Annotated in this window: 20 protein-coding genes and 1 pseudogene; 9 read left to right on the top strand and 12 right to left on the bottom strand. The window is 71.0% G+C overall.

Annotated features, from left to right (window positions below; all coding sequences use genetic code 11):
• Positions 1–13 precede the first annotated feature (13 nt).
• Positions 14–862: a formate dehydrogenase accessory sulfurtransferase FdhD gene (gene fdhD / locus ACWEOW_RS06110; protein ID WP_452268278.1), complete on the bottom strand. Its 849-nt coding sequence runs from the start codon at positions 860–862 to the stop codon at positions 14–16.
• 37 nt (positions 863–899) lie between these two features.
• Between fdhD and mobA the strand changes: the two genes are divergently transcribed.
• On the top strand, positions 900–1562 hold the full coding sequence (gene mobA / locus ACWEOW_RS06105; protein WP_452268277.1) for a molybdenum cofactor guanylyltransferase: 663 nt from the start codon (positions 900–902) through the stop codon (positions 1560–1562).
• Positions 1563–1798: 236 nt separating this feature from the next.
• Complete coding sequence (locus ACWEOW_RS06100) at positions 1799–3856, top strand: M4 family metallopeptidase (RefSeq protein ID WP_452268276.1); 2058 nt, start codon at positions 1799–1801, stop codon at positions 3854–3856.
• 64 nt (positions 3857–3920) lie between these two features.
• On the opposite strand, the gene ACWEOW_RS06095 is transcribed toward ACWEOW_RS06100, so the two are convergent.
• The 4 genes from ACWEOW_RS06095 to ACWEOW_RS06080 all read right to left on the bottom strand — a co-directional run bounded on the left by ACWEOW_RS06095 (position 3921) and on the right by ACWEOW_RS06080 (position 8180).
• The gene (locus tag ACWEOW_RS06095; protein ID WP_452268275.1) at positions 3921–4520 is read right to left on the bottom strand and encodes a hypothetical protein; all 600 of its coding nucleotides are present in this window, start codon (positions 4518–4520) and stop codon (positions 3921–3923) included.
• A 76-nt stretch (positions 4521–4596) separates the two neighbouring features.
• Positions 4597–6522, bottom strand: a complete 1926-nt coding sequence (locus ACWEOW_RS06090; protein ID WP_452268274.1) for a penicillin-binding transpeptidase domain-containing protein — start codon at positions 6520–6522, stop codon at positions 4597–4599.
• 5 nt (positions 6523–6527) lie between these two features.
• Entirely contained in the window at positions 6528–7469 is a 942-nt protein-coding gene (locus ACWEOW_RS06085; protein ID WP_452268273.1) for a hypothetical protein, read from the bottom strand.
• 48 nt (positions 7470–7517) lie between these two features.
• Positions 7518–8180, bottom strand: a complete 663-nt coding sequence (locus tag ACWEOW_RS06080) for an N-acetyltransferase (RefSeq protein ID WP_452268272.1) — start codon at positions 8178–8180, stop codon at positions 7518–7520.
• Between the two features lie 36 nt (positions 8181–8216).
• On the opposite strand from ACWEOW_RS06080, the gene ACWEOW_RS06075 reads away from it, so the two are divergent.
• The 4 genes from ACWEOW_RS06075 to ACWEOW_RS06060 all read left to right on the top strand — a co-directional run bounded on the left by ACWEOW_RS06075 (position 8217) and on the right by ACWEOW_RS06060 (position 12303).
• On the top strand, positions 8217–9320 hold the full coding sequence (locus ACWEOW_RS06075; RefSeq protein WP_452268271.1) for an App1 family protein: 1104 nt from the start codon (positions 8217–8219) through the stop codon (positions 9318–9320).
• A 12-nt stretch (positions 9321–9332) separates the two neighbouring features.
• Positions 9333–10193 carry an Fpg/Nei family DNA glycosylase gene (locus tag ACWEOW_RS06070; protein WP_452268270.1) on the top strand — a complete coding sequence of 287 codons (861 nt, stop codon included), beginning with the start codon at positions 9333–9335 and terminating at the stop codon, positions 10191–10193.
• 7 nt (positions 10194–10200) lie between these two features.
• Positions 10201–10848 (top strand): hypothetical protein, encoded by a 648-nt coding sequence (locus ACWEOW_RS06065; RefSeq protein WP_452268269.1) that lies wholly within the window; start codon positions 10201–10203, stop codon positions 10846–10848.
• Positions 10849–10974: 126 nt separating this feature from the next.
• The gene (locus tag ACWEOW_RS06060; protein WP_452268268.1) at positions 10975–12303 is read left to right on the top strand and encodes an amidohydrolase family protein; all 1329 of its coding nucleotides are present in this window, start codon (positions 10975–10977) and stop codon (positions 12301–12303) included.
• A gap of 46 nt (positions 12304–12349) precedes the next feature.
• Here ACWEOW_RS06060 and ACWEOW_RS06055 read toward each other — a convergent pair whose 3' ends face one another.
• Positions 12350–12850, bottom strand: coding sequence for a CD225/dispanin family protein (locus ACWEOW_RS06055; protein ID WP_452268267.1), 501 nt, complete (start codon positions 12848–12850; stop codon positions 12350–12352).
• A gap of 19 nt (positions 12851–12869) precedes the next feature.
• Complete coding sequence (locus ACWEOW_RS06050) at positions 12870–13193, bottom strand: rhodanese-like domain-containing protein (protein WP_452268266.1); 324 nt, start codon at positions 13191–13193, stop codon at positions 12870–12872.
• A gap of 72 nt (positions 13194–13265) precedes the next feature.
• Between ACWEOW_RS06050 and pdxY the strand changes: the two genes are divergently transcribed.
• Together pdxY and ACWEOW_RS06040 are read left to right on the top strand one after the other, a co-directional pair.
• Positions 13266–14114 (top strand): pyridoxal kinase PdxY, encoded by an 849-nt coding sequence (pdxY, locus tag ACWEOW_RS06045; protein ID WP_452268265.1) that lies wholly within the window; start codon positions 13266–13268, stop codon positions 14112–14114.
• A 292-nt stretch (positions 14115–14406) separates the two neighbouring features.
• The gene (locus ACWEOW_RS06040) at positions 14407–15669 is read left to right on the top strand and encodes an ATP-binding protein (protein WP_452268264.1); all 1263 of its coding nucleotides are present in this window, start codon (positions 14407–14409) and stop codon (positions 15667–15669) included.
• A 17-nt stretch (positions 15670–15686) separates the two neighbouring features.
• Here the strand turns inward: ACWEOW_RS06040 and ACWEOW_RS06035 are convergent, their stop codons facing one another.
• From ACWEOW_RS06035 to sigJ, 4 genes and pseudogenes are all read right to left on the bottom strand, one after another.
• Positions 15687–16247, bottom strand: coding sequence for a YbhB/YbcL family Raf kinase inhibitor-like protein (locus tag ACWEOW_RS06035; protein WP_452268263.1), 561 nt, complete (start codon positions 16245–16247; stop codon positions 15687–15689).
• 50 nt (positions 16248–16297) lie between these two features.
• The gene (locus ACWEOW_RS06030; protein WP_452268262.1) at positions 16298–17821 is read right to left on the bottom strand and encodes a fatty acyl-CoA synthetase; all 1524 of its coding nucleotides are present in this window, start codon (positions 17819–17821) and stop codon (positions 16298–16300) included.
• 83 nt (positions 17822–17904) lie between these two features.
• Positions 17905–18545, bottom strand: a pseudogene (locus tag ACWEOW_RS06025) (enoyl-CoA hydratase/isomerase family protein); the annotation flags it as partial.
• Positions 18546–18609: 64 nt separating this feature from the next.
• Positions 18610–19488 (bottom strand): RNA polymerase sigma factor SigJ, encoded by an 879-nt coding sequence (gene sigJ / locus ACWEOW_RS06020; RefSeq protein ID WP_452268261.1) that lies wholly within the window; start codon positions 19486–19488, stop codon positions 18610–18612.
• 93 nt (positions 19489–19581) lie between these two features.
• On the opposite strand from sigJ, the gene ACWEOW_RS06015 reads away from it, so the two are divergent.
• Entirely contained in the window at positions 19582–20424 is an 843-nt protein-coding gene (locus ACWEOW_RS06015; RefSeq protein WP_452268260.1) for an SDR family oxidoreductase, read from the top strand.
• Between the two features lie 25 nt (positions 20425–20449).
• Here ACWEOW_RS06015 and ACWEOW_RS06010 read toward each other — a convergent pair whose 3' ends face one another.
• Positions 20450–25987 carry an ATP-binding protein gene (locus ACWEOW_RS06010; protein ID WP_452268259.1) on the bottom strand — a complete coding sequence of 1846 codons (5538 nt, stop codon included), beginning with the start codon at positions 25985–25987 and terminating at the stop codon, positions 20450–20452.
• Positions 25988–26030 lie beyond the last annotated feature (43 nt).

Here is a 26030-nt window from a genome sequence, read left to right as displayed (position 1 = left end):
GTATGCCGGGTGGTCAGCTGGTCGTCACCCGCTCGCCCCCTGCGTAGACGTTGAGGCGCATGCCGCGCACGAAGCCGATGAGGGTCAGCCCGGCGTCCTCGGCACACTCGACCGCAAGCGATGATGGAGCGGAGACTGCTGCAAGACAAGGGATCCCGGCCATGATGGCCTTCTGGGTCAGCTCGAACGACGCGCGCCCCGACACCACGAGCACACACCCGCTGGCGGGCATGTGCCCGTTGAGCAGCGCCCAGCCCACGACCTTGTCGACCGCGTTGTGGCGGCCGACGTCCTCGCGGACGACCAGCGTCTCACCGTCTGCGGTGAAGAGCCCGGCAGCGTGCAGGCCGCCCGTCTTCGCGAACGACCGCTGCTCGGCGCGCAGCGCCTCGGGCAGCTCCGCCACGACCTTCGCAGCGAACTCTGCCGGGTCGGAGCGCACGTCGAACACCGAGCTGGCACGCAGCTGCTCGATGCTGGCCTTGCCGCACACGCCGCAGGAGGAGGACGTGAAGAAGGCGCGCGTCGCCGAAGCGGTGGGCGCGGCGACGCCGGCCGCCAGCGTGACGTCGATGACGTTGTAGGTGTTCTCGTCGAACCCGCTCTCGCCCGAGGTGACCGCACCCTCGCAGTAGCGCGCCATCGCGATGTCGTCGACCGAACGGATGAGCCCCTCGGTCATCAGGAAGCCGTGGACGAGCTCGATGTCGTGGCCCGGGGTGCGCATCGTCACGGTGAGCGGCACGTTCCCGACCCGGAGCTCGAGCGGTTCCTCGACGGTGAGCGTGTCGGCCCGGGTCGTCATCGAGGGCGTCCCGACGTCGATCGTGGTGACTCTGCGGCGCACCGTGACCCGTCCCATGGTCCAAGCCTGCCAGAGACCGTGCCAGACTCCGAGGGTGACGCAGGGCGCAGACGACCGGGCCGCGCGACCCGTGACCGTCATCGTCCTGACCGGCGGTGGCTCGCGGCGCATGGGGGCCCACAAGCCGTCGCTGCCGGTCGGTGGGCGAGCCCTCGTGGTCCGCGTCCTCGATGCCGCCCATCCGCACCCCACGCTCGTGGTCGGGCTCCCTGACGACGTGCCGGACGGCATACCCGTCATCCGTGAGGACCCACCCGGCGGTGGGCCGGTCGCGGCGCTGGCCGCAGCGGTCGAGCACCTGAGTGCGACCCCGCCGGCGCCGCGGCTCGTGGCGGTGCTGGCCGCCGACCTGCCCTTCGTCACGAGCGGCCACCTCGACCGCCTCATCGACGCGCTCGACCGGACCCCCGACGCCGGGCTCGCACTCACCACCGACCGTGCGGGACACCCGAACTGGCTGTGCGCCGCGTGGCGCTTCCCGACCCTCGTCCGGCGGCTCGAGGATGTGGCCCACGCTCATGCAGCAGCCGGTGGACACGTCACGGGCCGGAGCGTGCGTGGGCTGGCCACGGGCGTACCGCGCGTGGAGATCGTCGACCAGACCGACCTCGCAGCGGACGTCGATACTCCGGAGGAGCTCGAGGCCGCGCGCCGTCGGGAGGCTGCCGCTCAGTGCGCTGACGACAGCCGCCCCTGACCAATCGCCAAGACCTGTCAATCCGCGAATCTTATTGACACCAAGCGTTACTCAGCGTTTGGGATGTGTTTGGCAAAGACTTGGAAAGTCCGTTGACCGGGATTCTCGGCTGCTGCGAGCGTCGCGCTCGTTCCGATGGTTATCTCACAGTCTGAGATCGGCGGTGCGGATCTACGGCTTGACCTCGGGACGTCCTCCAGGCGGCCCGCGCGCCGCATCCTGACAAGGAGCAACCAGTGAATCGAGTGAAGTCTGGACTGGTGACCGGGGGCCTACTCGCCCTCGCGGTCGCCTTCTCGCCGGCGATCCCGGCGGGAGCAGCAGGTAGCACGGGACATGACAAGCAGCCGGCTCCGGAGTCGCAGAGCCTCAAGGCCAAAGAACAGGCCAAGGCGCCGGCGACCGCACGTGCCCTGGGGCTCGGGGCGGACGAGCGGCTGACCGTGAAGTCCGTCATCGAGGACCCGAACGGTGCCTCGCACGTCCGCTACGAGCGGACCGTGAACGGCCTGCGCGTCATCGGGGGCGACTTCGTGAGCCACAACGACGCCTCCGGCGCCGTCACGAGCGTCACCTGGAACCTGCACAAGGACGTGACCCCGGCATCCTTCACGCCCAAGGTGGCCAAGAGCACCGCAGAGCAGGCCGGGCTCACAGCGTCGAAGGCGAACCACGAGAAGTCCGCCGGGGGTGAGCTCGTCGTGTTCCAGACGGAGTCCGGGCCGAAGCTGGCCTACGACGTCGTCACCGAGGGGGTCAAGGCCGACCAGACCCCGAGCCGACTGCACACGGTCGTCGACGCGAGCAACGGCACGACGCTGGCCGGCTGGGACGAGGTCAAGTCGGGCACGGGCAACGGCATCTTCGTCGGCACCGTGACGCTCGCGACCACTGCCGGCACGTCGTACACGATGCGGGACACTCACGGCAACTACACGACCGACCTCAACCAGGCCACGTCGGGCACCGGGACCACCTTCACCGATGCCGACGACGTCTGGGGCAACGGGCTGCAGAGCAACCGGCAGTCCGCGGCCGTCGACGCGCACTACGGCGCCGGCAAGACCTACGACTACTACAACACCCAGCTCGGCCGGGCCGGCATCTGGAACAACGGCACCGGCGCACGCAGCCGCGTGCACTACGGCAACAGCTACGTCAACGCGTTCTGGGACGGGACGCAGATGACCTACGGCGACGGCGCCAACAACGCCGCCCCGCTCGTCGAGCTCGACGTTGCCGGCCACGAGATGAGCCACGGTGTCACGGAGAACACGGCGAACCTCAACTACTCGGGCGACGCGGGCGGCCTCAACGAGGCGACCTCCGACATCTTCGGCACCGGTGTCGAGTGGTACGCGAACAACCCGAGCGACGTGCCGGACTACCTCATCGGCGAGAAGATCAACATCAACGGCAACGGCACGCCGCTGCGCTACATGGACAAGCCGAGCAAGGACGGCGCATCGCGAGACTGCTGGAGCTCCACGCTCGGCGGCCTCGACCCGCACTACTCCTCCGGCCCGCTCAACCACTGGTACTACCTCGCCTCGGAGGGCTCGGGCGCCAAGACCATCAACGGCGTCAGCTACAGCAGCCCGACCTGCAACGGCGCGACAGTGACCGGCATCGGCCACCTCAAGGTCGAGAAGATCTGGTACCGCACCCTCGCCACGTACCTGACGTCGGGCAGCAACTATGCGGCGGCCCGCACCGGTGTCATCAAGGCGGCCAAGGACCTCTACGGCGCCGGCTCAGCCGAGTGCAGCGCGGTCGACAATGCGATGGCTGCGATCTCGGTCCCGGCCAGCACGGAGACCTGTGGCGGCACGACGCCTCCGCCCACCGGCGGCGCCCTGACCAACGGCGGCTTCGAGTCCGGTCAGACCGGCTGGACCGGCTCGGCCGGGCCGATCACCAACAACACGGGCCGTCCGGCGCACACCGGCTCGTGGAAGCTGTGGCTCGGCGGGAACGGCACCACCGCTTCGGAGAACGAGTCGCAGACCTTCGCGGTCCCGTCGACGGCGACGTCGCCGACGCTGACGTACTGGATCCGGATCGACACGTCCGAGACGACGACCACGACCCAGTACGACAAGGCCACGGTGTCGATCAACGGCGCGACGGTCCACAGCTACTCGAACCTGTCGACGCCCAAGTCGACCTGGGTCCAGAAGTCGATCGACCTGACCGCCTACAAGGGCACCAACGTGACCCTGAAGTTCGCGATGACCGAGGACTCGTCGCTCCAGACGAGCTTTGTCATCGACGACGTGGCAACCAGCTTCTGAGCTGACCCCGCCGACGCAGCACGAACGGTATGCCGCCGGGCCGGGCCCGGCGGCATACCTGCGTTCACGGGGCGGCGGGCTGGGAGGCCGGCGTCGTCGGCGTCGTGCACCGGGTGGTTGCCGGAACGGACAGCGTCACGTCCGACACCAGTGACCCGACGAGGCTCGCGATCTCGCCGAGCGACGGGTCGCCAAGGTCGATCTGGCGGGACTTGTCGTCGGTGACCGAGATCGTGATCGGGTCGCTCTCCGGCGCGACACCCGGGTCGACGCCGGTGAAGTCGTCCGACGGGGTGTCGCTCGAGGCCGGGCCCAGACGCAGCGTGGCGAGCACCGAGACGAGCTGGCGCTGCTGGCCTCGCTCGAGGGTGCAGACCCGGCCGTGCACCGAGCGCGTCTCGACGAGCACCTTGCCGCTGGCCTCGAGGACGATGCGGTCGTCGAACCCGGCGATGCCTCCGGTGCGGTGCAGGGTGAGCGGGAACTCGGGCCCGGTCGACGAGGAGAGCGAGTCGTCGCCACCGATCCCGAACACCTCCGTCGACGACGGCGAGGCCCCGGTCGCGCGGGGCGTGACGGGGTCCTCCGGGTATGGGTCGGCGCCGCAACCCCCCATCAAGAAAGCTGCGACGGCCACCCCCACCACCAGGCCTGCGCGCCTCATGCGCACCATAGTGCGCTCTTGTGTCACCGATCGCACGTCGGATCCGGTCGATCCTGACAACGCTTGGATGAACATTTCACCGGATGTCGTAGGACCTGAGGAAGCTGAGGATGAAGGGTGCGGCGCCCGTGACACCGTTCTCGCCCTCCTCGTTATAGGCGGCGATGGCGATGTCTCCGCGGCCGGCGATCATCCAGGCGTGGGTCTGGGGCGGGGACGCGGTGCCGAACTCTGCGGTGCCGGTCTTGGCGTACTCGACGCCGACCTGCTTGAGGATCGTGCCCGAGCCCTCGTCGACCACCGCCCGCATCTCCTGCCGCAGCACCTCGGCCTCGCGGGCCTGCAGCGGCGTGGCCGGCGGCGGCAGGGCAGCATCGGATGCGATGAGCTTGGGGCGCACGGTCTGGCCCTTCATCACCGACGCGACCACGACGGCCATGGTCAGCGGGGACGCCTCGACCCGGCCCTGGCCGATGAACGACGCGGCATGCTCCACCTCGTCGTCGGTCGTCGGCACCGAGCCGAGGAATCCGGTGAACGGCAGGTCGAGCTTCTCCCCGACCCCGAGCGACTGCGCGGCCTTGATGAGGTCGTCCTGGCTCACGGCGTCGTGCTGGCTGATGAAGGCCGTGTTGCACGAGTAGGCCAGCGCCGTCCGCATCGGGATGTTCCCGAGCTTGTCGCTCGGATAGCTGGAGTAGTTGCTGAAGCGCCGGCCGTTGACGACGAGCGTGCTCGTGCAGGGCAGGGGGGTGTCCGCGGTCGCGCCCTTGCGCACCAGGGCGAGAGAGCTGGCGATCTTGAACGTCGACCCCGGCGCGTTCTTGCCGGCGAGCGCCAGCGTCGACCCGTTGGCGCCGGGTCCGACTGCGGCTGCGAGGATCTCGCCGGTCGACACCCGCAGGACGACGAGTGCGGTCGGGTGCTTGGTCTGTTTCGCCAGGGCGGCCTCGGCGGCCGTCTGGGCCAACGGGTCGAGAGTGAGGCGCAGCGGCTCGCCGTCGGTCGACACCTCGGCGTAGACCTCGCGCTTGTCGATGACGCTCCCGTCGGCACCATGGCGGACGGCCTGCACGGACAGGCCGGGCTTGCCGCGCAGCTGCTCGTCGTAGCGGTACTCGAGGCCGTTCTGGCCGACGTCGTCGCCGGCCTCGAGACGCCCGTTGGACTTGGCGACCTGCTCGGCCGTCGCCTCGCCGACCGAGCCGAGGATCGGCGCCGCCCAGGTGCGCGTGGGACCGAGCACCTCGAGGGCGGGCACCGTGAGGGCGCCCTCGAGGGCGGCGATGGCCGCGCCGTGTGCGTCGAGGATGGGGTCGGTCTGCCGCACCGTCAGGGCCTGGACGAAGGCCTTCGGCCCAGCGGCGGACACCTTGGCGGCATACTTCGCCGGGTCGATGTCGAGGAGCGCGGCGAGCCTGCGTGCCGCTGCGGTGGCGTCGGCCCCGGACACCTTCGTCTTGTCGATCCCGATGACGGACACCTCGCGCTCGGTCATGAGCTTGCCGCCCGAGGCGTCGAGGATGTCGGCGCGCTTGGGCCACCGATGGCTCAGGGTGAGCGTCTCGTCGGAGGCGAGGCCCGGCGCGACGATCCGGGGCGTCCAGGCGACCTGCCACTGCCCGTCCACCAGGGACATGCTGACCTTCGTCTGGTATGTCCAGTCGGTCGGCGAGGCGGACACGTCCCAGCGCGTCGAGATGGTGGCAGTCGCGCGGTCGGAGTCCTCGGCGTGCGAGATGTCGGTCATCGAGACCGCGGGATGCATGCCGCCCATGCCCTTGTAGGCCTGCTGCACGAACGCACTGGCCTTGGCTGCAGTCGTGCCCTTGAGGCTGACGCCGGACAGGTCGCCCTTCGCGAGCCCCGCAGCCAGGGCGCGCGCCGCGTCCTCGGGCGCCGGTGCCTGGGAGAAGAGGGAGCATCCGGCCGCGAGCGTCCCGATGAGCGCGGCTGACACGAGGGTGGCCGCCGCCTGCAGGCCTCGCGTGTGTCGTGGCATGGTGCTCAGCCTCCCGCGAGCGCCGGGGTGGCGCCTTCCGTGCCGTCGGGTCGTCGCCAGAGGACGAGGGCCCCGGCGAGCCCACCGGCCAGGGCTATGACATAGACGACCCACGGCTGGTGCTCGGGCTGCAGGGCAAGGAAGAACACGTCGCGACCGGCGTCGACCAGGTCGGCGAGCCCGGCGGGCAGGCCGGCGCCGGGTCGCAGCTGCGGCGTCACATAGGTGAAGGCGGTCATCGCCGCCTGGGTGACCGCGAGGAGCACGAGGGCGACGACCCAGGCCACCAGCCGGCGGGCCGGTCGCAGGCCGAGGGTTGCGAGGGCAAGGCCCATGAGGGCGCCGATGACATAGCGCCCCCACGGCAGGAACGGCAGGGCCCTGTCGATCCCGACGGCGGCCACCAGGACTCCGGCGGCCCAGCCGCCGGCCGCGGCGGCGAGCGGCGCCGCGGCGATGGCTCTCGTGACCGGGCCGCCGAGCGCGACAAGCAGGCCAAGGAGCGTGCCCACGACGCTGCCCAGGATGGCGACGCCGACGACTCCGGCCAGGACGCGACGGTCGCTGTCGAAGTCCGCGCCGAGCGAACGGGTGGCTCCGGTCGCCTGGGCGACGGTGTAGGCGGTCGCCACGAACGACCCGCCGACGGCAGCGAGGCACGAGGCGACCCGGTGGCGCGACCGGTCGCGCAGCCACAGGGTGGCGAGCCCGGCCGCCGTACCTCCGCAGAGCGTGATCGTCAGCAGCTGGGGCAGCAGTGACGCCTGGAACGGCAGGAGCGAGAGGTACCCGCCGCCGCCCCTGACCTCGTCGCCGAGGCCAGACAGGATCCAGGGAAGAGCACCGACCAGCCACCAGAGGACAGCGGCGATCGGCAGGATCGGCCAGCTGCGCGTCCGGGCGGATCCAGATGGTGCCTCGCTGCCGAGGCCAACGGCGTTGTCCACCCGCAGATCCGATCATGAAGGGGCGATATTCGCCAAACGGTCAGAATGTCAAGAGTGCTGCGCATCCCTGACGCGCTCGGGCCTCCACAGCTGCACGGACGCGACGGGCTCGAACCCGGCCGACATGAAGGCGCGCAGGGCCCGTGCGTTGCCGGGCGCACACGCCGCGACGACGACCTCCTCCTTCGAGACGAGGGTCAGCGCGTCGCGCACCACAGCCGAGCCGGCATGGTCCTTGGCGGGGTCCGTCTCCACGCCGATCTCGGGCAGCCCGCCCAGTCCCGTCGACAAGGTCACGAGCGTGCGGTCGTCGTGGACGGCATACCCATAGGTCGTGACCGAGCTGCGGACCGCCGTCGCGTGCTCGGCGCGCGGATGGTTCCGCAGGTCGCTGCGCGGCACGAGGGCCGCGTCGCCGCCGCGCCCGCGGGCGACGAGGACGACGTCGAGCGAGTCGATCCAGCCGCCGCTGGCCAGCCGGGAGACGAGGCGTGGGTTGCTCGCGCCTCCGAAGCCGTCGGCTCCGAGCGCCTCGACGTCGCTGTCTCGCACGTCCGGCTCGAGGGCGAGGAAGGCGTGACCGGTGAAGGCGAGCACACCCTCGACGCCCGGTCTCCACGGCTCGACCCGCTGCCAGGTGCCGTCGACGGAGGGGAAGTCGCCGGTCGCTGCGCTGCTGAGTGCTTCGGCAATGGGGTGCACGTCGTCCATCAAACATCACCGACGGCCGCCGGGTAGGTTTGGGTCATGTCACGACCGCACGCGGCCGCCATCATCGAGGACAACCTCAACCGGGAGGTCGAGCGTGTGCTGCGTGGGCGTGGCTGGAGCAACAAGGTCGTGACCCACATCGGCTACGGGTCGACCTCGTTCGTCCGCGTGTTCGCACGAGTCGTGCTGCACCGCAAGGGCGAGCCGGGCCCGCCGAGCCGCCAGGACGCGACGGGAGCGCTCGCCCCGGCGCACTACGACCGCGGCTGGCGGGTGTTCGTCACCGCCCACGCGAGCGGAGTGCCGGTGACCGTGACGATCGGCGACCGGGAGGTCTACGGCCGTTCCGACCGGGGAGGCTATGTCGACTTCGTCGCCCATGACCACGGCCTCGAACCGGGCTGGCAGCAGGTCGTCGTCCAGGCACAGGGCACCGAGCCGGTGCCGGCCGACGTGTTCATCGTCGCCGACGACGTGACCTACGGCATCGTCAGCGACATCGACGACACGGTCATCACGACGATGCTCCCCCGGCCGATGATCGCCGCCTGGAACACCTTCGTGCTGCGCGGCAAGACCCGGCGGGCGGTCACGGGCATGGCTCCGATGTACCGCCGCATCCTGTCGGCGCACCGCGGGGCACCGATCGTCTACGTCTCGACCGGCGCGTGGAACACGACGTCGACACTGACCCGCTTCCTGCTCGAGAACGGTTTTCCGCTGGGACCGTTGCTCATGACCGACTGGGGCCCGACCAACACGGGCTGGTTCCGGAGCGGGCAGGACCACAAGCGCTCCAGCCTCAACCGCCTGGCACGCGACTTCCCGCAGATCACCTGGCTGCTCGTCGGCGACGACGGCCAGCACGACCCGATGCTCTACTCGGAGTTCGCCGAGGCCCGACCCAGCCATGTCGACGGGGTCTGCATCCGGCACCTGTCCCCCACCGAGCAGGTGCTGTCCAACCCGATCAAGCTCGACCCGCCACTGCGCCCCTGGGCCGCCCGGACGGTGCAGACGTTCTCTGCCCCTGACGGCTACGGGCTGCTCCGGATCCTCGAGGAGCATGGCAAGGTCGGCGAGCCGGTCGCTGCCGACGAGCAGCCGTCGCGACCGGGGCGGACTGTGGTGCCGGGATGACAGACTTGGGCCATGCCTGAGCTGCCCGAGGTGCAGGCGCTCGTGGACTTCCTCGCCGAGCGCACCGACGGGCTCGCCATCACCACGGTCGAGCTCGCCTCGTTCAGCGTGCTCAAGACGTTCAACCCGCCGCCGCAGGCCCTCGAGGGCTCACCGATCGACGGCGTGCACCGGCACGGCAAGTTCCTCGACATCGACGCCGACGGGACGCACCTGGTCTTCCACCTCGCGCGGGCCGGCTGGCTCCGCTGGTCCGACCAGCTGCCGACGACCATCCTGCGGCCCGGCAAGTCGCCGATCGCCCTGCGCGTCCGGTTGTCCGACGGCTCCGGCTTCGACCTCACGGAGGCCGGCACGAAGAAGTCGCTGGCGGCATACATCGTCAACGACCCTCGAGAGGTGCCGGGCATCGCCCGGCTCGGGCCCGACCCGCTCGCCGACGACTTCACGCTCGAGAAGTTCAGTGAGCTGCTGGCGGGGCGCCGCACCCAGATCAAGGGGCTGCTGCGCGACCAGGAGGTCATCGCCGGCGTCGGCAACGCCTACTCCGACGAGATCCTGCACGTCGCCAAGCTCAGCCCGTTCGCGATCGCCGGCTCGCTCGCGCCCGACGTCGTCGAGCGGCTGTATGCCGCGATGCGCGACACGCTGACCAGCGCAGTCCTCGCCGCGTCCGGCAAGCCGGCGAAGGAGCTCAAGGACGCCAAGCGTGCCGGCATGCGCGTGCACGCCCGGACCGGCGAGGCCTGCCCGGTGTGCGGCGACATCGTTCGCGAGGTGTCGTTCGCCGACACGTCTCTGCAGTACTGCGCGACCTGCCAGACCGGGGGCAAGCCGCTCGCCGACCGCCGGATGTCCAGGCTGCTCAAGTGATCCCGGCATGCGACGACTGCCGCGTCTGCTCGCCGCTCTAGCGCTCGGCGGTCTCGTGGTGTCGGCGACCGGGTGTGGGTCCAGTGACTCATCGGGCGGCGCCTCGCAGGGTGAGGTGACGCTTCGCTACACGGTCTCCGTCGGCTTCTCGCAGTTCCCGGCCGACCCCGGTGTCCGTCGCAAGCCGGGGACGGTCATCGACTACTCCGTGACGAACACCGGCACGCGGCAGCTCGTGGTCTACGACCGGATCCCCGACACGCTCGGCTCGGCCACGCTGCCTCCCGACCTCAACCCCGAGCACGGATGGGTGTACATGGCCGGCGGGGTGGTCCGGCTGAGCGGGCAGGGCTTCGCCACGGCCCCCGGCGTACGGTTCGTCGCCGCTCCGGTGATCGGCGCCCGCGCGCTGGAGCCGGGGGCGACCGTCACCGGCCGGACGTATGCCGTCACGCCTCCGACGCTCGATGTGCCCGGTCCCGACTTCGTCGCGCCACGCGACCCGATAACCCCGGCCGCGACGCGTCTGCAGCTCTGCCTCCAGGTCGGCGAGCGGACCGCGCAGATGCGGCAGTCACCCGCGCTCCCGGGCGTCCTGGAAGCCCCGGTCGTCGCACCGGGCCCGGGCGACCTGGTCTGCGGCACGCCGGCGTAGCCGCATTCCACCGAGCCTCGCCGGCATGTTCCTCCCGAGTAACCATTGACGCTGCCTGGCATTTGGTATACCACTATTTGGTATACCAAATCTGCTGGCGACGAACCCAGCTCCAGGAGGACCCCGATGTGCCTGCATGACCACGACGCCACGCCGACCCTGCCCCCCTCGTCAGTCTCCCGCCGCAACGTCCTCGCGGGCGCCGCCGTCCTCGCCGGGGTCACCGCCGCCGGCATCGCCAGCGCCTCGTCCGCCGCCGCCTCCACGACCGGCGGCTCCCGGCGCGGGTCGGTCACCGAGACGCCCGCTCCGCCGCTCGTCGTCGAGGGCGGTTCGGTCGTCGACCCGCTCACCGGTCACGTCATCGAGGACGCCGTCGTCGTCCTGCGCGACGGTGCCGTGCTCGCAGTGGGCTCCCGCGACACGACCCGCAGGGCCGTCGCCGCGGTGGGCAGTGCCGCACAGCGCATCGACGCGTCAGGTCGCTGGGTCGTGCCCGGGCTCATCGACGTCCACGTGCACGCCAACGCGGTCGCCGACGTCAAGGCCCTGGTGCACGCGGGCGCCACCTCGGTGCGCAGCGGCTCGTCGTCCTTCTTCCAGGACGTCGCGATGCGCCCACTGTCACAGTGGGCTCCCGGGCTCGCCCCGCGGATGCGGGCCGCCGGGCTGTTCGTGTCTCCGCAGCTCGGAGACTCGGTGCTCGCCGACCCCGACCTCGCCCCCCTCGCCGCGTTGAAGAACGGCGTCACGAGCACGACCGACCTGGCCTACCTGACGAAGGTGAACGTGTCCCGCGGCGTCGACGTCGTCAAGACCCGCGCCAACCCCCGCGCCGGCCTGCCCGAGCAGGACCCTCTCGAGCTCGTCTACGACCGGGAGCAGCTCTCGGCCGTCGTCCAGGCGGCTGCCGGCCGTCCGGTGCTGTGCCACGCCTACAGCGAGGTCGGCATCGACGGCGCCGTCCGCGCGGGCGTCCGGAGCATCGAGCACGGGGTCTTCGTCGGTGACGCGACCATCGCCGAGATGGCCCGCCGGGGCACCCACTTCACGCCGACCCTGGCGGCCATCAGCGGGATGATCGGCTCGAGCAACCCGATCCTCGACGCCCGCGGACGTGAGTACACCCCGATCCTCATGAAGGCCGTGCGCGAGGCCCACGCGCGCGGCGTCACCATCGTCGCCGGCACGGACTCGTTCGGCACCGACGTCGACCCGATCGGCTCCGAGGTGCGGCTGCTCGTCGAGGCCGGACTCACGCCGCTCGACGCCCTACGGGCCGCGACCACCAGCGCGGCCCGCCTGCTCGGCTGGTCGCGCGAGGCGGGACGCCTCGTCCCCGGCGGCTTCGCCGACCTCGTCGTGATCGACGCCAACCCTCTCGAGCAGGGTGACGCTTGTGAGCAGGTGAAGGTCGTCGTCGCCCAGGGTGCCGTGGTGCGCCAGGACGCCTGACCGGACCGATCGTCGATGGGCCGGCGCGTGCACCCCTTCACTCCCCTCAGTGCCGGCCCATCGACCACATCGTCCCGACGACGACGTAGAAGAGCAGGAACAGCATCAACATCGCCACCACCGCGGCCACGGCCCACGCGCGAGCCGCCCGCGACGCGCGGTAGGCGCCATGCGCGTCACCTCGAGACCAGCGTGAGCCGACGGTCGCCGCCATGATGATCGAGACGATCCCGAACGGCCAGAAGCAGAAGATCGTCACGAGGATCGCGAGCCCCAGGTAGCTCTTGGGCCGTCGGGCGTATGCCGGCGCCCGTCCCGTCGCGGCCGGGGTCAAGGCCCGGTACGGCAGGCGCCGCGTCCGTGGCGCCGAGACCGGTGCGGGAGCCTGAGGGAGCGGTGGTGGGGGCGGTGGTGGGGGCGGCTGTGCCGGCTCGTCGAGAGGCTGCGTCCGGTCCCGCGTCGGGTCGAGCTCGGGCAGCCACGCCGACCACGAGTCCTGGCTCGGGTCGGGTGCTCCGGAGCGGTCGTCTCGTCGGTCGTCGTTCATTCGAGGGGCATCTTCCGGCCTAGATGATCTGCGGCTCGCTGTCGGCAGCCATTCGCTTGCCGGCGCGCTGCCACGCGAGCATGCCGCCTTCGACGTTCGCGACGTCGAAGCCCTGCTGTACCAGCCACATCACCGCACGCGCCGACCGCCCGCCCATGCGGCATACGACCGGCACGGTGTCGTCGGTCTCGGGCAGATCCCCGAGGCGCGAGGGAAGCTCACCGAGGGGGATGTGGATGGCGTTCGGAGCGTGGCCGGCGGCCCACTCGTCGTCCTCGCGGACGTCGACCATGACGACGTCGTCGGCCAGCTCGGAGACGGTTGTCGTCGGGATCACGCTCATACACCAATCCTCGCACGGCCCGCGCAGGAGCGCGGGCAGAGCATCCGGCACGGGGCGCTAGCGTGGCCTCTCGTGAAGATCCTGTCGATCCAGTCCCACGTCGCCTACGGGCACGCCGGCAACTCTGCTGCGGTGTTCCCGCTGCAGCGGCTCGGGCACGACGTCTACCCGGTGCTGACGGTGACGTTCTCGAACCACACCGGCTACGGCGCGACGCGAGGGCCGCTCATCGCGCCGGCGGATGTGGCCGAGGTGATCAACGGGGTCGAAGACCGCGGCGCCTTCCCGAGCATCGACGCGGTCCTGTCGGGCTACCAGGGCGCCGAGGCGGTCGGCGAGGTCGTCCTCGACGCGGTCGCCAGGGTCAAGGCCGCGAATCCCGACGCGATCTACTGCTGCGACCCCGTCATGGGCGACGTCGGCCGCGGCTTCTTCGTCCGCGAGGGCATCCCGGAGTACCTCCGCGACCATGTCGTGCCCAAGGCCGACATCGTCACGCCGAACCAGTTCGAGCTGGAGTTCCTCGTCGGCCGGACCGTGACGACGCAGGCGGACCTGCTGGCCGCTGCCGCCGAGCTCCGCACCCGCGGGCCGCAGGTCGTGCTCGTCACGAGCGCGCTGACGACGGACACCCCCCAGGGCTCGATCCAGATGGCGTGCGTGACCGGGGAGGGCGCGTGGGTCGTGACCACGCCGATGCTGCCGATGACGGTCCGTGGCGGCGGTGACGTCACCGCGGCCGTGTTCCTCGCGCACTACCTGACCGACGGTGCGCAGGTCGCGCTCGCGCGGACCGCCGCGACCATGTACTCCGTGCTCGAGCGCACGCACGCGAGCGGGTCCGAGGAGATGCTGCTGGTCGCCGAGCAGGACTCCATTGCGAATCCGCACCAACTTTTTGAAATTGAGCCGATCAGTTGACCGTTTGGCCCGCGAACCGGTTATAGTCGCAAGCGCGCCGTTCCGCATGACCACCCCTGACCGTGCGGAACGGCGCTTTTTTGTGCCTGAATTCAGTGGAATCCGAATCAAATGAAGCAGACCTTGCGTTGAGTCGGTGGGTAGCGGAAGCGAGCCGCCAACCAGCATGGCAACGCCTCAGCGGCGCCGTGGCACGCGCCGCAGCGAAGCGAGGCGCCAAGAACACCGCGACACGATCTCCCGCTATTCGGATGTCTCAGGTTTTCGATAGACACGCGTATAGCCTCCGAGCGTGGACCCCATCACGAACCCGTACGCCCCCGGGGCCGGGCAGCGGCCACCCGAGCTCGCCGGTCGCGACGAGCAGCTGCGCACGTTCGACGTGGTGCTCGAGCGGATCGCGCGGGGGCGCTCGGAGCGCTCGATCGTGCTGACCGGTCTGCGAGGGGTCGGCAAGACGGTGCTGCTCAACGCACTGCGTTCTTCGGCGGTGCGCGCCGACTGGGGGACCGGCAAGTTCGAGGCACGCCCGGACCAGCGGCTGCGACGGCCTCTTGCGGCGGCGGCGCACCAGGCGGTCCGAGAGCTCGGTCACCCGCGGGGCGAGGATGTCGACCAGGTCCTCGGCATCGTCAAGTCGTTCGCGCTGCGCGATGCACCGACCGGCTCCAAGCTGCGGGACCGGTGGCAGCCGGGCATCGACGTCGCGGCCGTGCCTGGCCGCGCCGACTCCGGCGACATCGAGATCGACCTCGTCGAGCTCTTCACGGACATCGGCGGGCTCGCTGCGGACGTCGGGAAGGGCGTCGCCTTCTTCATCGACGAGATGCAGGACCTCGACCCGGAGGACGTCTCGGCGCTGTGCGCGGCATGTCACGAGATCTCGCAGTCGGGACTGCCCGTCATCGTCGTCGGCGCCGGGCTGCCACATCTGCCTGCCGTGCTCTCAGCGTCGAAGTCGTACTCCGAGAGGCTGTTCCGCTACTCCCGTATCGACCGGCTGCCGCGCGACGCGGCCGACCAGGCGCTGGTCGGTCCCGCCGCCGAGGAGGGCTGCGAGTTCACCGGCGAGGCCCTCGACGCGATGTATGCCGTCACCGCCGGCTACCCCTACTTCATCCAGGCGTACGGCAAGGTCGTGTGGGACGTCGCACCCACCTCCCCGGTCACCGCCGAGGACATCCGGGTCGCCGTGCCCGAGGCCGAGTCGGAGCTGGCGGTCGGCTTCTTCGGGTCTCGCTTCGAGCGCGCCACCCCTGCCGAGCGCGAGTACCTCCGCGCCATGGCCGACGCCGCCATCGTGGACTCGACCGAGGCCCCAGCCGACGCCGTCGGCCACGGCGACGCAGAACCGGGCCACACGGCATACGACGGGGTCGTCGAGCGCGACGCCGTGCCGACCGCGGCTGTCGCCGACGTGCTCAGGCGCAAGCCCCAGTCCCTTTCTCCCGCAAGGGATGCGCTGATCAAGAAGGGCCTCATCTACTCCAGCGAGCGCGGCCAGATCGCGTTCACCGTCCCCCATTTCGGCCGCTACCTCCGCGCCCAGGCCTGACCCCCGGCGCCTGGCGGCTAACGGCCGTACGTACCGACGAGCCGGCCCTGGGCGACGGCATTGTCGCCGACCGCACCCAGCGCCTGGTCGAGCCCGACGCCGTTCGGGAGCCCTGTCGCCTTGGAGAGCGCATAGACGGTGAACCGGTAACGATGGATGCCGCTCGGCGGGCACGGTGGGTACCACCCCACGCGGCCGCCTGAGTTCTTCGCCTGGACGGCACCCGTCGGGAGCACGTCCCCGTCGAGCTTGATTGTCCCAGAAGGAAGATCAAGCACGACCCAGTGGGTGAACGTGCCGCTCGGCGCGTCGGGGTCATCGACGACAAGGGCCAGCGCGGCGGCATCCGACGGTGTGCCTGACCACGCGAGCGGCGGGATCCTGCCCGCGCCGTTGCAGGTGTAGTCCACGGGCATCGGCTTGCCATCCTGGAACGCGTTGCTGGTGACGGTGATCGACGGTGAGACGGTCACGCTCTGCACCTCCTGTGGTTGCGTGCCTCCACATGCCGCGAGCGCCTCGACGAGCACGACGAGCAGAACAAGCAGGACGACCCCGGCGACCCGGCTCCTCGGCACGTTCTCCAGCATCCGCCCTGGCCCGGCCGCCGGTCCAGGGGGCCGGCACGTCACTGGGCGGCGAGGTCGTCGCGCAGGACCCGCTTGAGGAGCTTGCCGCTCTGGTTGCGCGGCAGCTCGTCGACGAAGTGCACGGCCTTCGGGAGCTTGAACGGCGCCAGGCGCCCACGCGCGTGGTCGACGAGCTCGGTCTCCGACACCGTCTGGCCCTCCTTGAGCACGACCACTGCGGTGATCGCCTCGATCCAGCGCTCGTGCGCCGTAGCGATGACGGCGACCTCCGCGACCGCGGGATGGGTGTAGATCGCGTCCTCGACCTCACGCGAGGCGACCATGACCCCGCCGGTGTTGATGACGTCCTTGATGCGGTCGACCACCGTGACATATCCGTGGTCGTCACGGCTCACGAGGTCACCGGAGTGGAACCATCCGTCGCGGAAGGCCTCCTCGGTCGCCTCGGGCTTGTCCCAGTATCCGGTGCAGAGCTGTGGCGACCGGTAGAGCAGCTCGCCGGGCGTGCCGGGCTCGACGTCGACTCCCTCGGGGTCGACGACGCGAGCCTCGACGAACAGCACGGTGCGCCCGCACGAGCTCGGCCGGTCGGCATGCTCGGAAGGCAGGAGCACCGTTGCCAAGGGGCCGATCTCCGACTGGCCGAAGCAGTTGTAGAAGCCGAGCTCGGGCAGCCGCTGCTGGAGCCGCTCCCGCACGGGCACCGGCATGATCGACGCGCCGTAGTACGCCTTGCGCAGTGACGACAGGTCCGCACCGTCGAGGGCCGGGTGGTTCGCCAGCGGCACCCACACGGTCGGGGCGAGGAAGAGCGCGCCGTTGCGGTTCGCCGGCACCTGCTCGAGGATCTCGGCGACGTCGGGACGGGCCATGAGGTGGTTCGTCGCGCCGATCGCGAGGTACGGCATGAGGAACACGTGCATCTGGGCGGAGTGGTAGAGCGGCATACAGTGCAGCGGCGCGTCGCCCTCGGCCAGCTCCAGCGCGACGATCGCCGACACGTACTCGTGCACGAGCGCTCGGTGCGTCATCATCGCGCCCTTGGGCAGTGAGGTCGTCCCGGACGTGTAGAGCAGCTGGACGAGGTCCGTGTCGGACCGCTCGACCTCCACCAGGGGCACGTCGCCGTGGCTCCACACCGGCAGCACGGCGTCGTCCGTTCCATGCAGGACGAGCACCTGCTCGACCGAGGTGTCCGCACGGACGGACTCGACGCCCTCGCGCAGCGCCTGGTCGACGAGCGCGACCCGGCTGCCGGAGTTCTGCAGGAGATAGGTCAGCTCCGGACCGGTCAGGGCATAGTTCACCGGAACGTGCACCAGCCCGGCGCGAGCGCAGCCGAGGTAGGCCAGCAGGTACGCGTCGGAGTTGACGCCGACCGTGGCGACCCGGTCACCGGCCTCGAGCCCCAAGGAGATCAGGTGAGCGGCGGCGCGGGACACCCCCGCGTCGAGCTCGGCATAGGTCCAGGTGCGGTCCTCGAAGATGAGCGCGGTCCGGTCCGGGTAGCGGGTCGCGCTACGGCCGACGATGTCGTCGACGGTGCTGCTGTGGATGGTCACGAGTCTCCTTCGGGGGTGGGCGTGGCGAAGGCGCGGATCAGCTCGCCCGCTTCCGGGGTGGCGGCCAGACGCGCAATGGTGACGGCCTCGTCGGCCAGGTGGTCGGCATACGAGCGCCGTGGGGCGGCGCGCAGCAGCCGCGCCGCCTCGCGGACCGCGCCCGCCGGGACCGCACCGAGGGCCTCGACGACCGCCTCGGCACGCGCCTCCAGCGCGTCGGGTGGACAGACCTCGCTGACGAGTCCCCAGTCGAGGGCCGCCGCGGCGTCCAGCCGAAGACCGGTCAGCGCGAACAGGGCGGCGCGGCGGGGTCCGACGGCATCCGGAAGCAGGGCGGACACGCCACAGTCGGGCGACAGCCCGACCCCGGGATATGCCGCCAGGAACGCGCCCGCTCCGAGGCGAGCACGATGTCGGCAGCCAGGACGAGCCCCACCCCTGCACCGGCGGCGGTGCCCTGGACGACCGCCACGACGACCGCGGGCAGCTCGCGCAGCGTCACCAGCGCCTCATGGAGCACACCCGCGAGCTCGGCCACGAACGACCCACGGTCCGCGGCCGTCGCCATCGCGCGCACGTCCCCGCCCGCACAGAACATCCGCCCTTCCGCCCGCACCACGACCACTCGCGGCCGCTCCGATGCGAGCCGGCGTATGCCGTCCCGCAGGTCGAGCGCGGTCGCCAGGTCGAGCGCGTTGCCGGCGTCCGGCCGGCTGAGCCGCACCGTCGCCACGTCGCCCACTACGTCGATGAGGGGGGCCGTCGTCACCAGGCCATCCTGCCCCCAGTCACTCGACCGCAGAAAGGTCCACGCGGGCCAGGCGCTCCGGGTCGTAGAGCACGTCGATCTCGACGATCCGGCCGTTGGTGACCGTGAACGCCATGATCGAGAACGGCTTGCCGTTGACGACCACGACCACACCGGGTGTGCCGTTGACGAGGGCCGGGCGCGCGTATGGTGCGAGCTTGCTGGCCATCGTCGCCTGCGCAGCCACCTCCCGAGGCGTGCGCAGCTCGATGGTCGGCCGGCTCCTCGACCCACCACCGTCGGCGCGCAGCACGATCTCCGGGTCGAGCACGGCAACCAGGGCATCGAAGTCCCCGCTGCGCGCTGCGGCGAAGAACGCGTCGACGACCTCACGCTGCCGGGCGAGGTCCGGGTCGGGCCGTGGCGCCTCGCCCTGCACACGCCGGCGCGCCCGGCTCGCGAGCTGCCGCACCGCGGCCGGCGTGCGGTCGAGCACCTCGGCGATCTCGTCGAACGGCACCGCGAACAGGTCGTGCAGCACGAAGGACACCCGCTCGGCCGGCCCGAGCGTGTCGAGCACCACCATGAGCGCGAGGCCAACCGAGTCGGCGAGCAGCACCTCCTGCTCCGGGTCGAGGCCCTCGGCCGAGCTGATGAGCGGTTCTGGGACGTGTACGTCCAGCGGCACCTCACGGCGGTGGTCCCGCGCCCTGAGCAGGTTGAGGCAGACCCGCGTCACCACGGTCGTCAGCCAGGCCGCGAGGTTGTCGATCGACCCGGTGTCGGCCCGGCCCATCCGGATCCACGTCTCCTGCACGGCGTCGTCGGCCTCGCTCAGCGAGCCGAGCATGCGGTAGGCCACGGCGCGCAGCCGCGGCCGCTGCCGCTCGAACTCCATCTCCAGCAGGTCGTCAGGCACTGGTGTCACATTCCCTTCCTCGCAGGTGTCGCACTGGGTAGACCCACGAAAGACACCAGACGTGACCGAGATCCGAAGAGAGGCCGAAAGCTCATGACATCACGCATCCTCCTGACCGGCGGTACCGGCACCCTCGGGAAGCAGGTCGCCCCGCTCCTTCGCGCCGCGGGCGCCGACCTGCGCATTCTCAGCCGAACCCGTCGCGGCACCGTGGACGGCGTTGAGTACGTCGTCGGCGACCTGACCACCGGAGTGGGCGCCGAGTCTGCGGTGGCCGGGGTCGACACCATCGTCCACTGTGCGGGAACGCAGCAGGGCGACGAGGTCAAGACCGCCAACCTCGTGCGTGCAGTGCGCGCGACCGCCGGTGCGTCCTTGCCGCACCTGGTGTTCATCTCCGTCGTCGGGGCCGAACGGGTCCCGGTCGTCAGCCGGGTGGACCGGATGATGTTCGCGTACTTCGCGTCCAAGCGCGCCGCCGAGCAGGTCGTCGAGCAGTCGGGGCTGCCGTGGACCACGCTGCGCGCCACCCAGTTCCACGACCTCGCCCTGCTGACCCTCCAGGGCCTGGCGAAGTCGCCGCTCATGCCGTACTTCTCCGGGACCCGGTTCCAGCCGGTCGACACCGGCGAGGTCGCGGCGCGGCTCGCCGCGCTCGCGTGCGCGGCGCCCGCCGGCCTGGTGGACGAGATGGGTGGCCCGACCGTCTACGAGATGAAGGACCTGGCCCGCAGCTATCTCGCCGCCACCGGCAAGCGTCGGCTGCTCGTGCCGCTGCGTGCCGGCGGGCAGGCCGGCCGGGCCATCCGGGCCGGCGCCAACCTCACGCCGGCCCACGCGGTCGGGCGCCGCACCTGGGAGGACTTCCTGGCCGAGCGGGTCGGGCACCACGCTGCGCCGAGCGACGGCACCTCGGCGCAGCGGTCACCCGCCTGACCCCACAGAGATCTCGGTCGACGACTCAGTCCCGCAAGCCCGCCTCGAGCGCCTCGATGATGCGGGGACGCAGCTCGTGAGCCCCGATGACCGCGTCGACCGACCCGACCGAGACGGCCCGGTGGATGCTGTGGACGCCGTCGAACTCGGACGCGACCTCGCCGAGCTTCTCGGCCCGCACCGTGCTGCGTAGCTCGGCCAGCTCCGTGGCGAGGCGGGCCCGCTCCACACCCGAGGCCGCAGCCACCCTCGCGTCGAGGTCGGTGACCCTCGGGTCGGATGCGGTCCGCGCGTCGACGTCGCGGGAGAACACCACCGCGGCCGCCGGCGCACCTCCGATGACCGACGCGAAGGAGCCCTCGACGGCGAGGACGGTCATGCGCGGGTTGAGCGCCTTGGAGAACACGACGAACGCGCCACCGTGGTAGCGCGAGACGACGGTGAACACGATCGGACCGTCGAAGTTGACGATGGCCCGGCCGATCTCGGCGCCGTACTCGAGCTGGAGGTTGCGCATCGACTCCGGCGACCCGTCGAAGCCCGACAGGTTCGCCAGCACGACGACCGGTCGGTTGCCGCTCGCGGCGTTGATGGCCCGGGCGACCTTCTTCGACGACCGCGGGAACAACGTGCCCGCGGTGTACGTGTCCGGACCGTCGGTGGGCGGGAATCCCCGGCGCGCAACGGACTTCGACTCGATGCCGATGAGGCACACGGGGATGCCGGCGAGGTGCGCGTCCTGCACCACAGCCGTCTCCGCGTCGGCCATGCCCGCCCAGCGCTCGAGCGGCTCGTGGTCCTGGTCGCTCACCGCGCGCATCATGGTGCGGATGTCGAACGGCTTCTTGCGGTCCGGGTTGGTCAGCGACGAGAAGATGTCACCGACCGTGGTGAAGCCCGAGTCGGGCACGTCGTGGGGGAAGAGCGTCACGTCGCGATGCGACGGGTCGCTGGTCGGCACGCGGCGCGGGCCCGACTCGCCCGGCGCGACGTAGGCATGGTCGTAGTGCGCCATGAGGATGGCCCGCGCACCGGCGAGGTCCTTGGCCCAGTACTGCGCCTGACCGTTCGGGCCCATGACGCGGTCGTAGCCGCCGATCCCGAAGTTGTCCTCGGCGGACACGCCGCCGGAGAAGTCGAGCGACTGCTTGCCGGTCAGCACCATGGCGCTGTCGGGCGTCATGACGAGGATGCCCTTGGTGTGCATGAGCATCGTGGCCTCGGCATTCCAGTAGGGCTGGGCGCCCACGTTGATGCCCGCGACGACGATGTTGATCTCGCCGCCCGCCTGCGTGAACTCGATGATCCGCTTGAGGGCCTTGGCCACCCAGTCCATGTTCTCGGTTCCGGAGTCCATCGAGATGCGCGCGCCGGCCGACAGCGAGTACCACTCCACCGGCACCCGCATGCTCTCGGCCAGGTCGATGGCGGCGATGATCCGTGCGCACTCGGCCTCCGCGACCGAGCCGAGCGAGCGCAGCGGGTCGCCCGACAGCGCGACGCGGGTCACCCCCTCGGGGTGCCGAGTCGTCGGCGACGTGACGACGGCGACGATGATCCCGGCCTTGTTGAGACCGAGCGGCCGGTCGACGGGGACGAGTGCGCCCGAGTCGTCGAGGTCGTGCTCCTGGACCGTGCCACTGGCGCCGGCGATCATCGCCTGGAGCTCGTACGGGTAGACCAGGCCGCGTCGGCGGGCCCGCACGACCTTCGACGCGTAGTCGTCGAGCGGCTTGAGGGGCTCGGTGGGAGGCGCGGCGAGGCTCGCCACGACACCGGAGCCCGGCTGGTATCCGAACCGTGCAGCCATCGGGATCGGCGCGTCGCCGGGACCACCCGCGACGCTGCCCTGGATGAGGACCTCCTCGATCCCGGCGCCCGCCGTGACCGGAGCGATCTTCGACTGCAGGGCGGTCAGCTGGTTGACGTCGGCGTCGATCGTCGGCCAGACCGAGATCCAGACGTGGTTCATGTCCAGCTTGGTCGCGCCGGGCCCGCGGCTGGTCCGGACGTGCCGGATCGCCTCGAGGCAGTTCGCGATCGCCCGCTCCACGTGCGGCAATCCGGAAACCATGCCGGACTCGTCGCGCACGACGACGACCTGGCGCACCTGCGCGAGGGCAACGAGCCTCCGGTCGTCGGGGTTGTCCTTGGCGACGCACTCGTAGAGCAGCACGTCCTCGGGTGCCTCGAGCCGGGTCACGTCGAAGGTGATGAGCCGCCAGAGGTTGAGACGGCGACCGACCATCGGGTGCACACCGCGGACCAGGCGGTCCTCGGCCAGGCCGTCGGCACCGGGCCGGAACGTGAAGTACCCGACCGGGCGACCGTTGCCCGGGCTGACGGCGACGGCGACCCGGCGCACCTCTTTGGTGAAGTCGAGGTCGCTGAGCAGCGCGGCCAGCCGGGCGCTCGCCTCGTCGGGCGACTCGGGCTCCTCGGGCCAGCTGAGGTACAGGTCGACGACCGCCTGATGCTCTTCAGGACGGCCCCACACATCGTTCGACACGGCCTGGTCCAGGGCGCTGCCCGAGGCCAGCTCCTCGACGCGTCCGATCGTGGTGGTCAGGTGCGTGGGGCGCCCGTCGAGCGTGTAGTCGGCGACCGCAAACGGCCGCCCGCCGCCGAGGAACGTGTGCAGGCCGTGCAGCTCGTGCTCGCGATAGTGACGCTTGATCAGCACCTCGAGCATCGGCTCGTGCTCGGGGAGGTCTCCCGTCACCGGGTCGTGCAGGCGCTCGGCGAGGAACCGCACGATCTGCTCGGGGATCGCCGCGAGCTCGTCGACGCGGGCGGAGTGGTCGGGCGCATCGGGGGTCGCCGCGAGGGCGGTGAGCTTGTCACCGACCCCGGCGAGGACGCTCTGCCGCTCGAGATCGACGAGCGGCTGGTCGAACCACCGGAAACGCACGCTCCGGGCGAGGTCGCCGACGACAGGGAAGCGCAGCTGCGTCGCCACGACCAGCCGGTCGAGCGTCTCGCGCCCCTCGACGTAGAGCGACGGCTCCGGGGCCGGCTCGGCCAGCCATCGCTGGAGCAGCGACGTAGCCAGGAGCACCTCGGGCGCGGAGCGCTGCTGCGCGAGGAAGATCCGGAAGACGGCCTCCTCGAGGTCCGGCGTGCGCTCGAAGTCGGGCACACCGTAGTGCTCCAGGACGCGGGCGAGCTTGTCGCGGAAGTCGGCCGGCAGGGCGGCCCGGTCGGGGTCGAGGCTCTGCAGGTAGGCGTGGAAGTGCTCTTTCGGGCTGTGCACGAGCAGCTCGGTGTGGCGCTCTTCGGCGGCGGGTCGGTTGCGGCTGAGCTCGGCGAAGTCCGTGAGCAGCTGCAGGACCGCGATCTCCTCGCCGAGGGGCACGGTGCCGGCCGCGGCGAGCTCGTCGCGGGCCGCGAGGTAGCCGGCAAGGGTGCCTCGGTCGTCGTTCGGGTCGCCGTCGAAGCCGAGGATCGTGGCCGAGAGGTCCTCGATGCCCCGCTGGGCACGCTCCGCGGAGGTCGTCTCACGCGACCCCGACTCGGGCAGGTCGAGGTCGACAGTGCTCTCCGGCGCGACCTCCGCGGAATCCGCCTCGTCACCCGTGGGCTCGAGCCGCACCAGCGGCGCCCCGGTCTCGACCTGGCTCCCGACGGCGACGAGCAGCTCACGCACGCGGGCCGGGAACGGTGCCGGCAGCACCGTCTCCATTTTCATCGACTCGAGCACGAGCACCGGGGCACCAGCGGCCACCTCGGCACCGACCTCGACCGGGGTCGCGACGACGAGTGCCGGTGCGGGCGAACGGACCACACCGCCCTCGTCCCGGGAGACCCGATGGGTCACACCGTCGACCTCGACAAGGTGCACAGGCCCGTGCGTGGCGGTCACGAGGCGGTGGGGGCGTCCCTCGACCGTGATCCGGCCGGCATACTCGTCGATGCGGTCGACCTGAGCGTCGACCACATGACTGTCCCCGCCGTTCTGGATCGACACGCGGTAGCGGTGGGAGGCGGTGCGCAGCACCATGACCTTGTATGCCGTCCCGCGCAGCTTGAGGTCGATGGCGCGGCCGACGGTGTGCTGGACCTGCGGGCGTCCCCCGCGGGCGGACTCGAAGAGGCGCGCTCGCTCGATGGCCTCGGCGTCCTCGTACGCCTCGATGCCGGCGGCGACGAGCGCGACGCCGGAGTGGCGGTGCGACACGAGGCGTCCTTCGCCACGGACGCGGTCGATCCAGCCGGTGTCGGCCGAGCCGTCGATGATCTCCGGCTGGTCGAGCAGGTCGAGGATGAAGCTCTTGTTCGTGGAGCCGCCCTCGATGACCACGGTCGTCTCTGACATGGCCCGGCGCAACCGCGCCAGGGCCTCGTCCCGGTCGCGGCCGTAGGCGATGATCTTGGCGATCATCGAGTCGAAGTCGGCCGGGATGGAGTCGCCCTCACCGACGCCGGTGTCGACGCGGATGCCCGGCCCGGCCGGGAAGTCGAGCAGCGTGATCTTCCCGGGCGACGGCGCGAAGTCACGGTCCGGGTCCTCGGCGTTGAGCCGCGCCTCGACCGCGTGGCCGCGCTCGGTCGGCCGCCCCTGCGGCAGCGTGTCGAGACGGCCGCCGTTGGCGACGAAGATCTGGAGCTTGACGAGGTCCGTGTCGGTGACGACCTCGGTGATCGGGTGCTCGACCTGAAGGCGGGTGTTGACCTCGAGGAACGCGAAGAACTTCTCCCCGGGGTGGTAGAGGAACTCCACGGTCCCGGCCCCGGCATAGCCGACCGCGACGGCGAGGCGCTCGGCGCTCGCCTTCACCTCGGCGGCCTGCTCGCTCGAGAGCACCGGTGACGCCGACTCCTCGATGACCTTCTGGTTGCGCCGCTGCACCGAGCAGTCGCGGACGCCGACCGCCCACGCCGTGCCCTGCCCGTCGGCGATCACCTGGACCTCGATGTGGCGTGCACCGGTCACGAGCTTCTCGAGGAAGACGACGCCGGAGCCGAAGGCCCGCTGAGCCTCGTCGCGGGTGCGCTCGTAGGCGTCGGTGAGGTCGGCGTCCGAGTCGACCCGGCGGATGCCGCGCCCGCCACCACCCGCGGTGGCCTTGAGCATGAGCGGATAGCCGATGCGTGCGGCCGCGGCCTTGGCGTCCTCGAGGGTGTCGACCCCGCCGCGGCTCCACGGCGCGACGGGCACGCCGACCTCTTCCGCGATGAGCTTCGAGCCGATCTTGTCCCCGAGCTTGCGCATCGCCTCAGGGCTGGGGCCGATGAAGGTGACGCCGATCCGTCCGCACAGCTCCGCGAAGGTCGGGTCCTCGGCCACGAACCCCCACCCGACCCACGCCGCGTCCGCCCCGGTCTCGCGCAGCGCCCGCTCGAGCACCGCGTGGTCGAGGTAGGGCCGCGCCGACGCAGGACCCAGGTCGTACGCGTGGTCGCTCTCGCGGACGAACATCGCGCGGCGCTCGCCCTCGGTGTGCAGGGCGATCGTCTCGATGCGGTGGCCCCCGGGCCCGGCCTCGGCGTTGAGGTCTCGTACGGCGTGGATGAGGCGCATGGCGGCCTCGCCTCGGTTGACGATCGCGATGCGCGAGATCATCGAGCAGTTCTCCTTCACGTCGCACCCGGTCGGGGTGCGTGGC

The organism is Monashia sp. NPDC004114, assembly GCF_053603855.1.
The sequence above is the reverse complement of the archived record's forward strand: the minus strand, read 5'-3'. Positions and strand labels throughout refer to the sequence as shown.

Coding starts and splice junctions, on each gene's coding strand:
- fdhD (WP_452268278.1), bottom strand. CDS start 862: ATGGGACGGGTCACGGTGCGCCGCAGAGTCACCACGATCGACGTCGGG.
- ACWEOW_RS06095 (WP_452268275.1), bottom strand. CDS start 4,520: ATGAGGCGCGCAGGCCTGGTGGTGGGGGTGGCCGTCGCAGCTTTCTTG.
- ACWEOW_RS06090 (WP_452268274.1), bottom strand. CDS start 6,522: ATGCCACGACACACGCGAGGCCTGCAGGCGGCGGCCACCCTCGTGTCA.
- ACWEOW_RS06080 (WP_452268272.1), bottom strand. CDS start 8,180: ATGGACGACGTGCACCCCATTGCCGAAGCACTCAGCAGCGCAGCGACC.
- ACWEOW_RS06075 (WP_452268271.1), top strand. CDS start 8,217: ATGTCACGACCGCACGCGGCCGCCATCATCGAGGACAACCTCAACCGG.
- ACWEOW_RS06070 (WP_452268270.1), top strand. CDS start 9,333: ATGCCTGAGCTGCCCGAGGTGCAGGCGCTCGTGGACTTCCTCGCCGAG.
- ACWEOW_RS06065 (WP_452268269.1), top strand. CDS start 10,201: ATGCGACGACTGCCGCGTCTGCTCGCCGCTCTAGCGCTCGGCGGTCTC.
- ACWEOW_RS06060 (WP_452268268.1), top strand. CDS start 10,975: ATGTGCCTGCATGACCACGACGCCACGCCGACCCTGCCCCCCTCGTCA.
- ACWEOW_RS06055 (WP_452268267.1), bottom strand. CDS start 12,850: ATGAACGACGACCGACGAGACGACCGCTCCGGAGCACCCGACCCGAGC.
- ACWEOW_RS06050 (WP_452268266.1), bottom strand. CDS start 13,193: ATGAGCGTGATCCCGACGACAACCGTCTCCGAGCTGGCCGACGACGTC.
- ACWEOW_RS06015 (WP_452268260.1), top strand. CDS start 19,582: ATGACATCACGCATCCTCCTGACCGGCGGTACCGGCACCCTCGGGAAG.
- ACWEOW_RS06010 (WP_452268259.1), bottom strand. CDS start 25,987: ATGATCTCGCGCATCGCGATCGTCAACCGAGGCGAGGCCGCCATGCGC.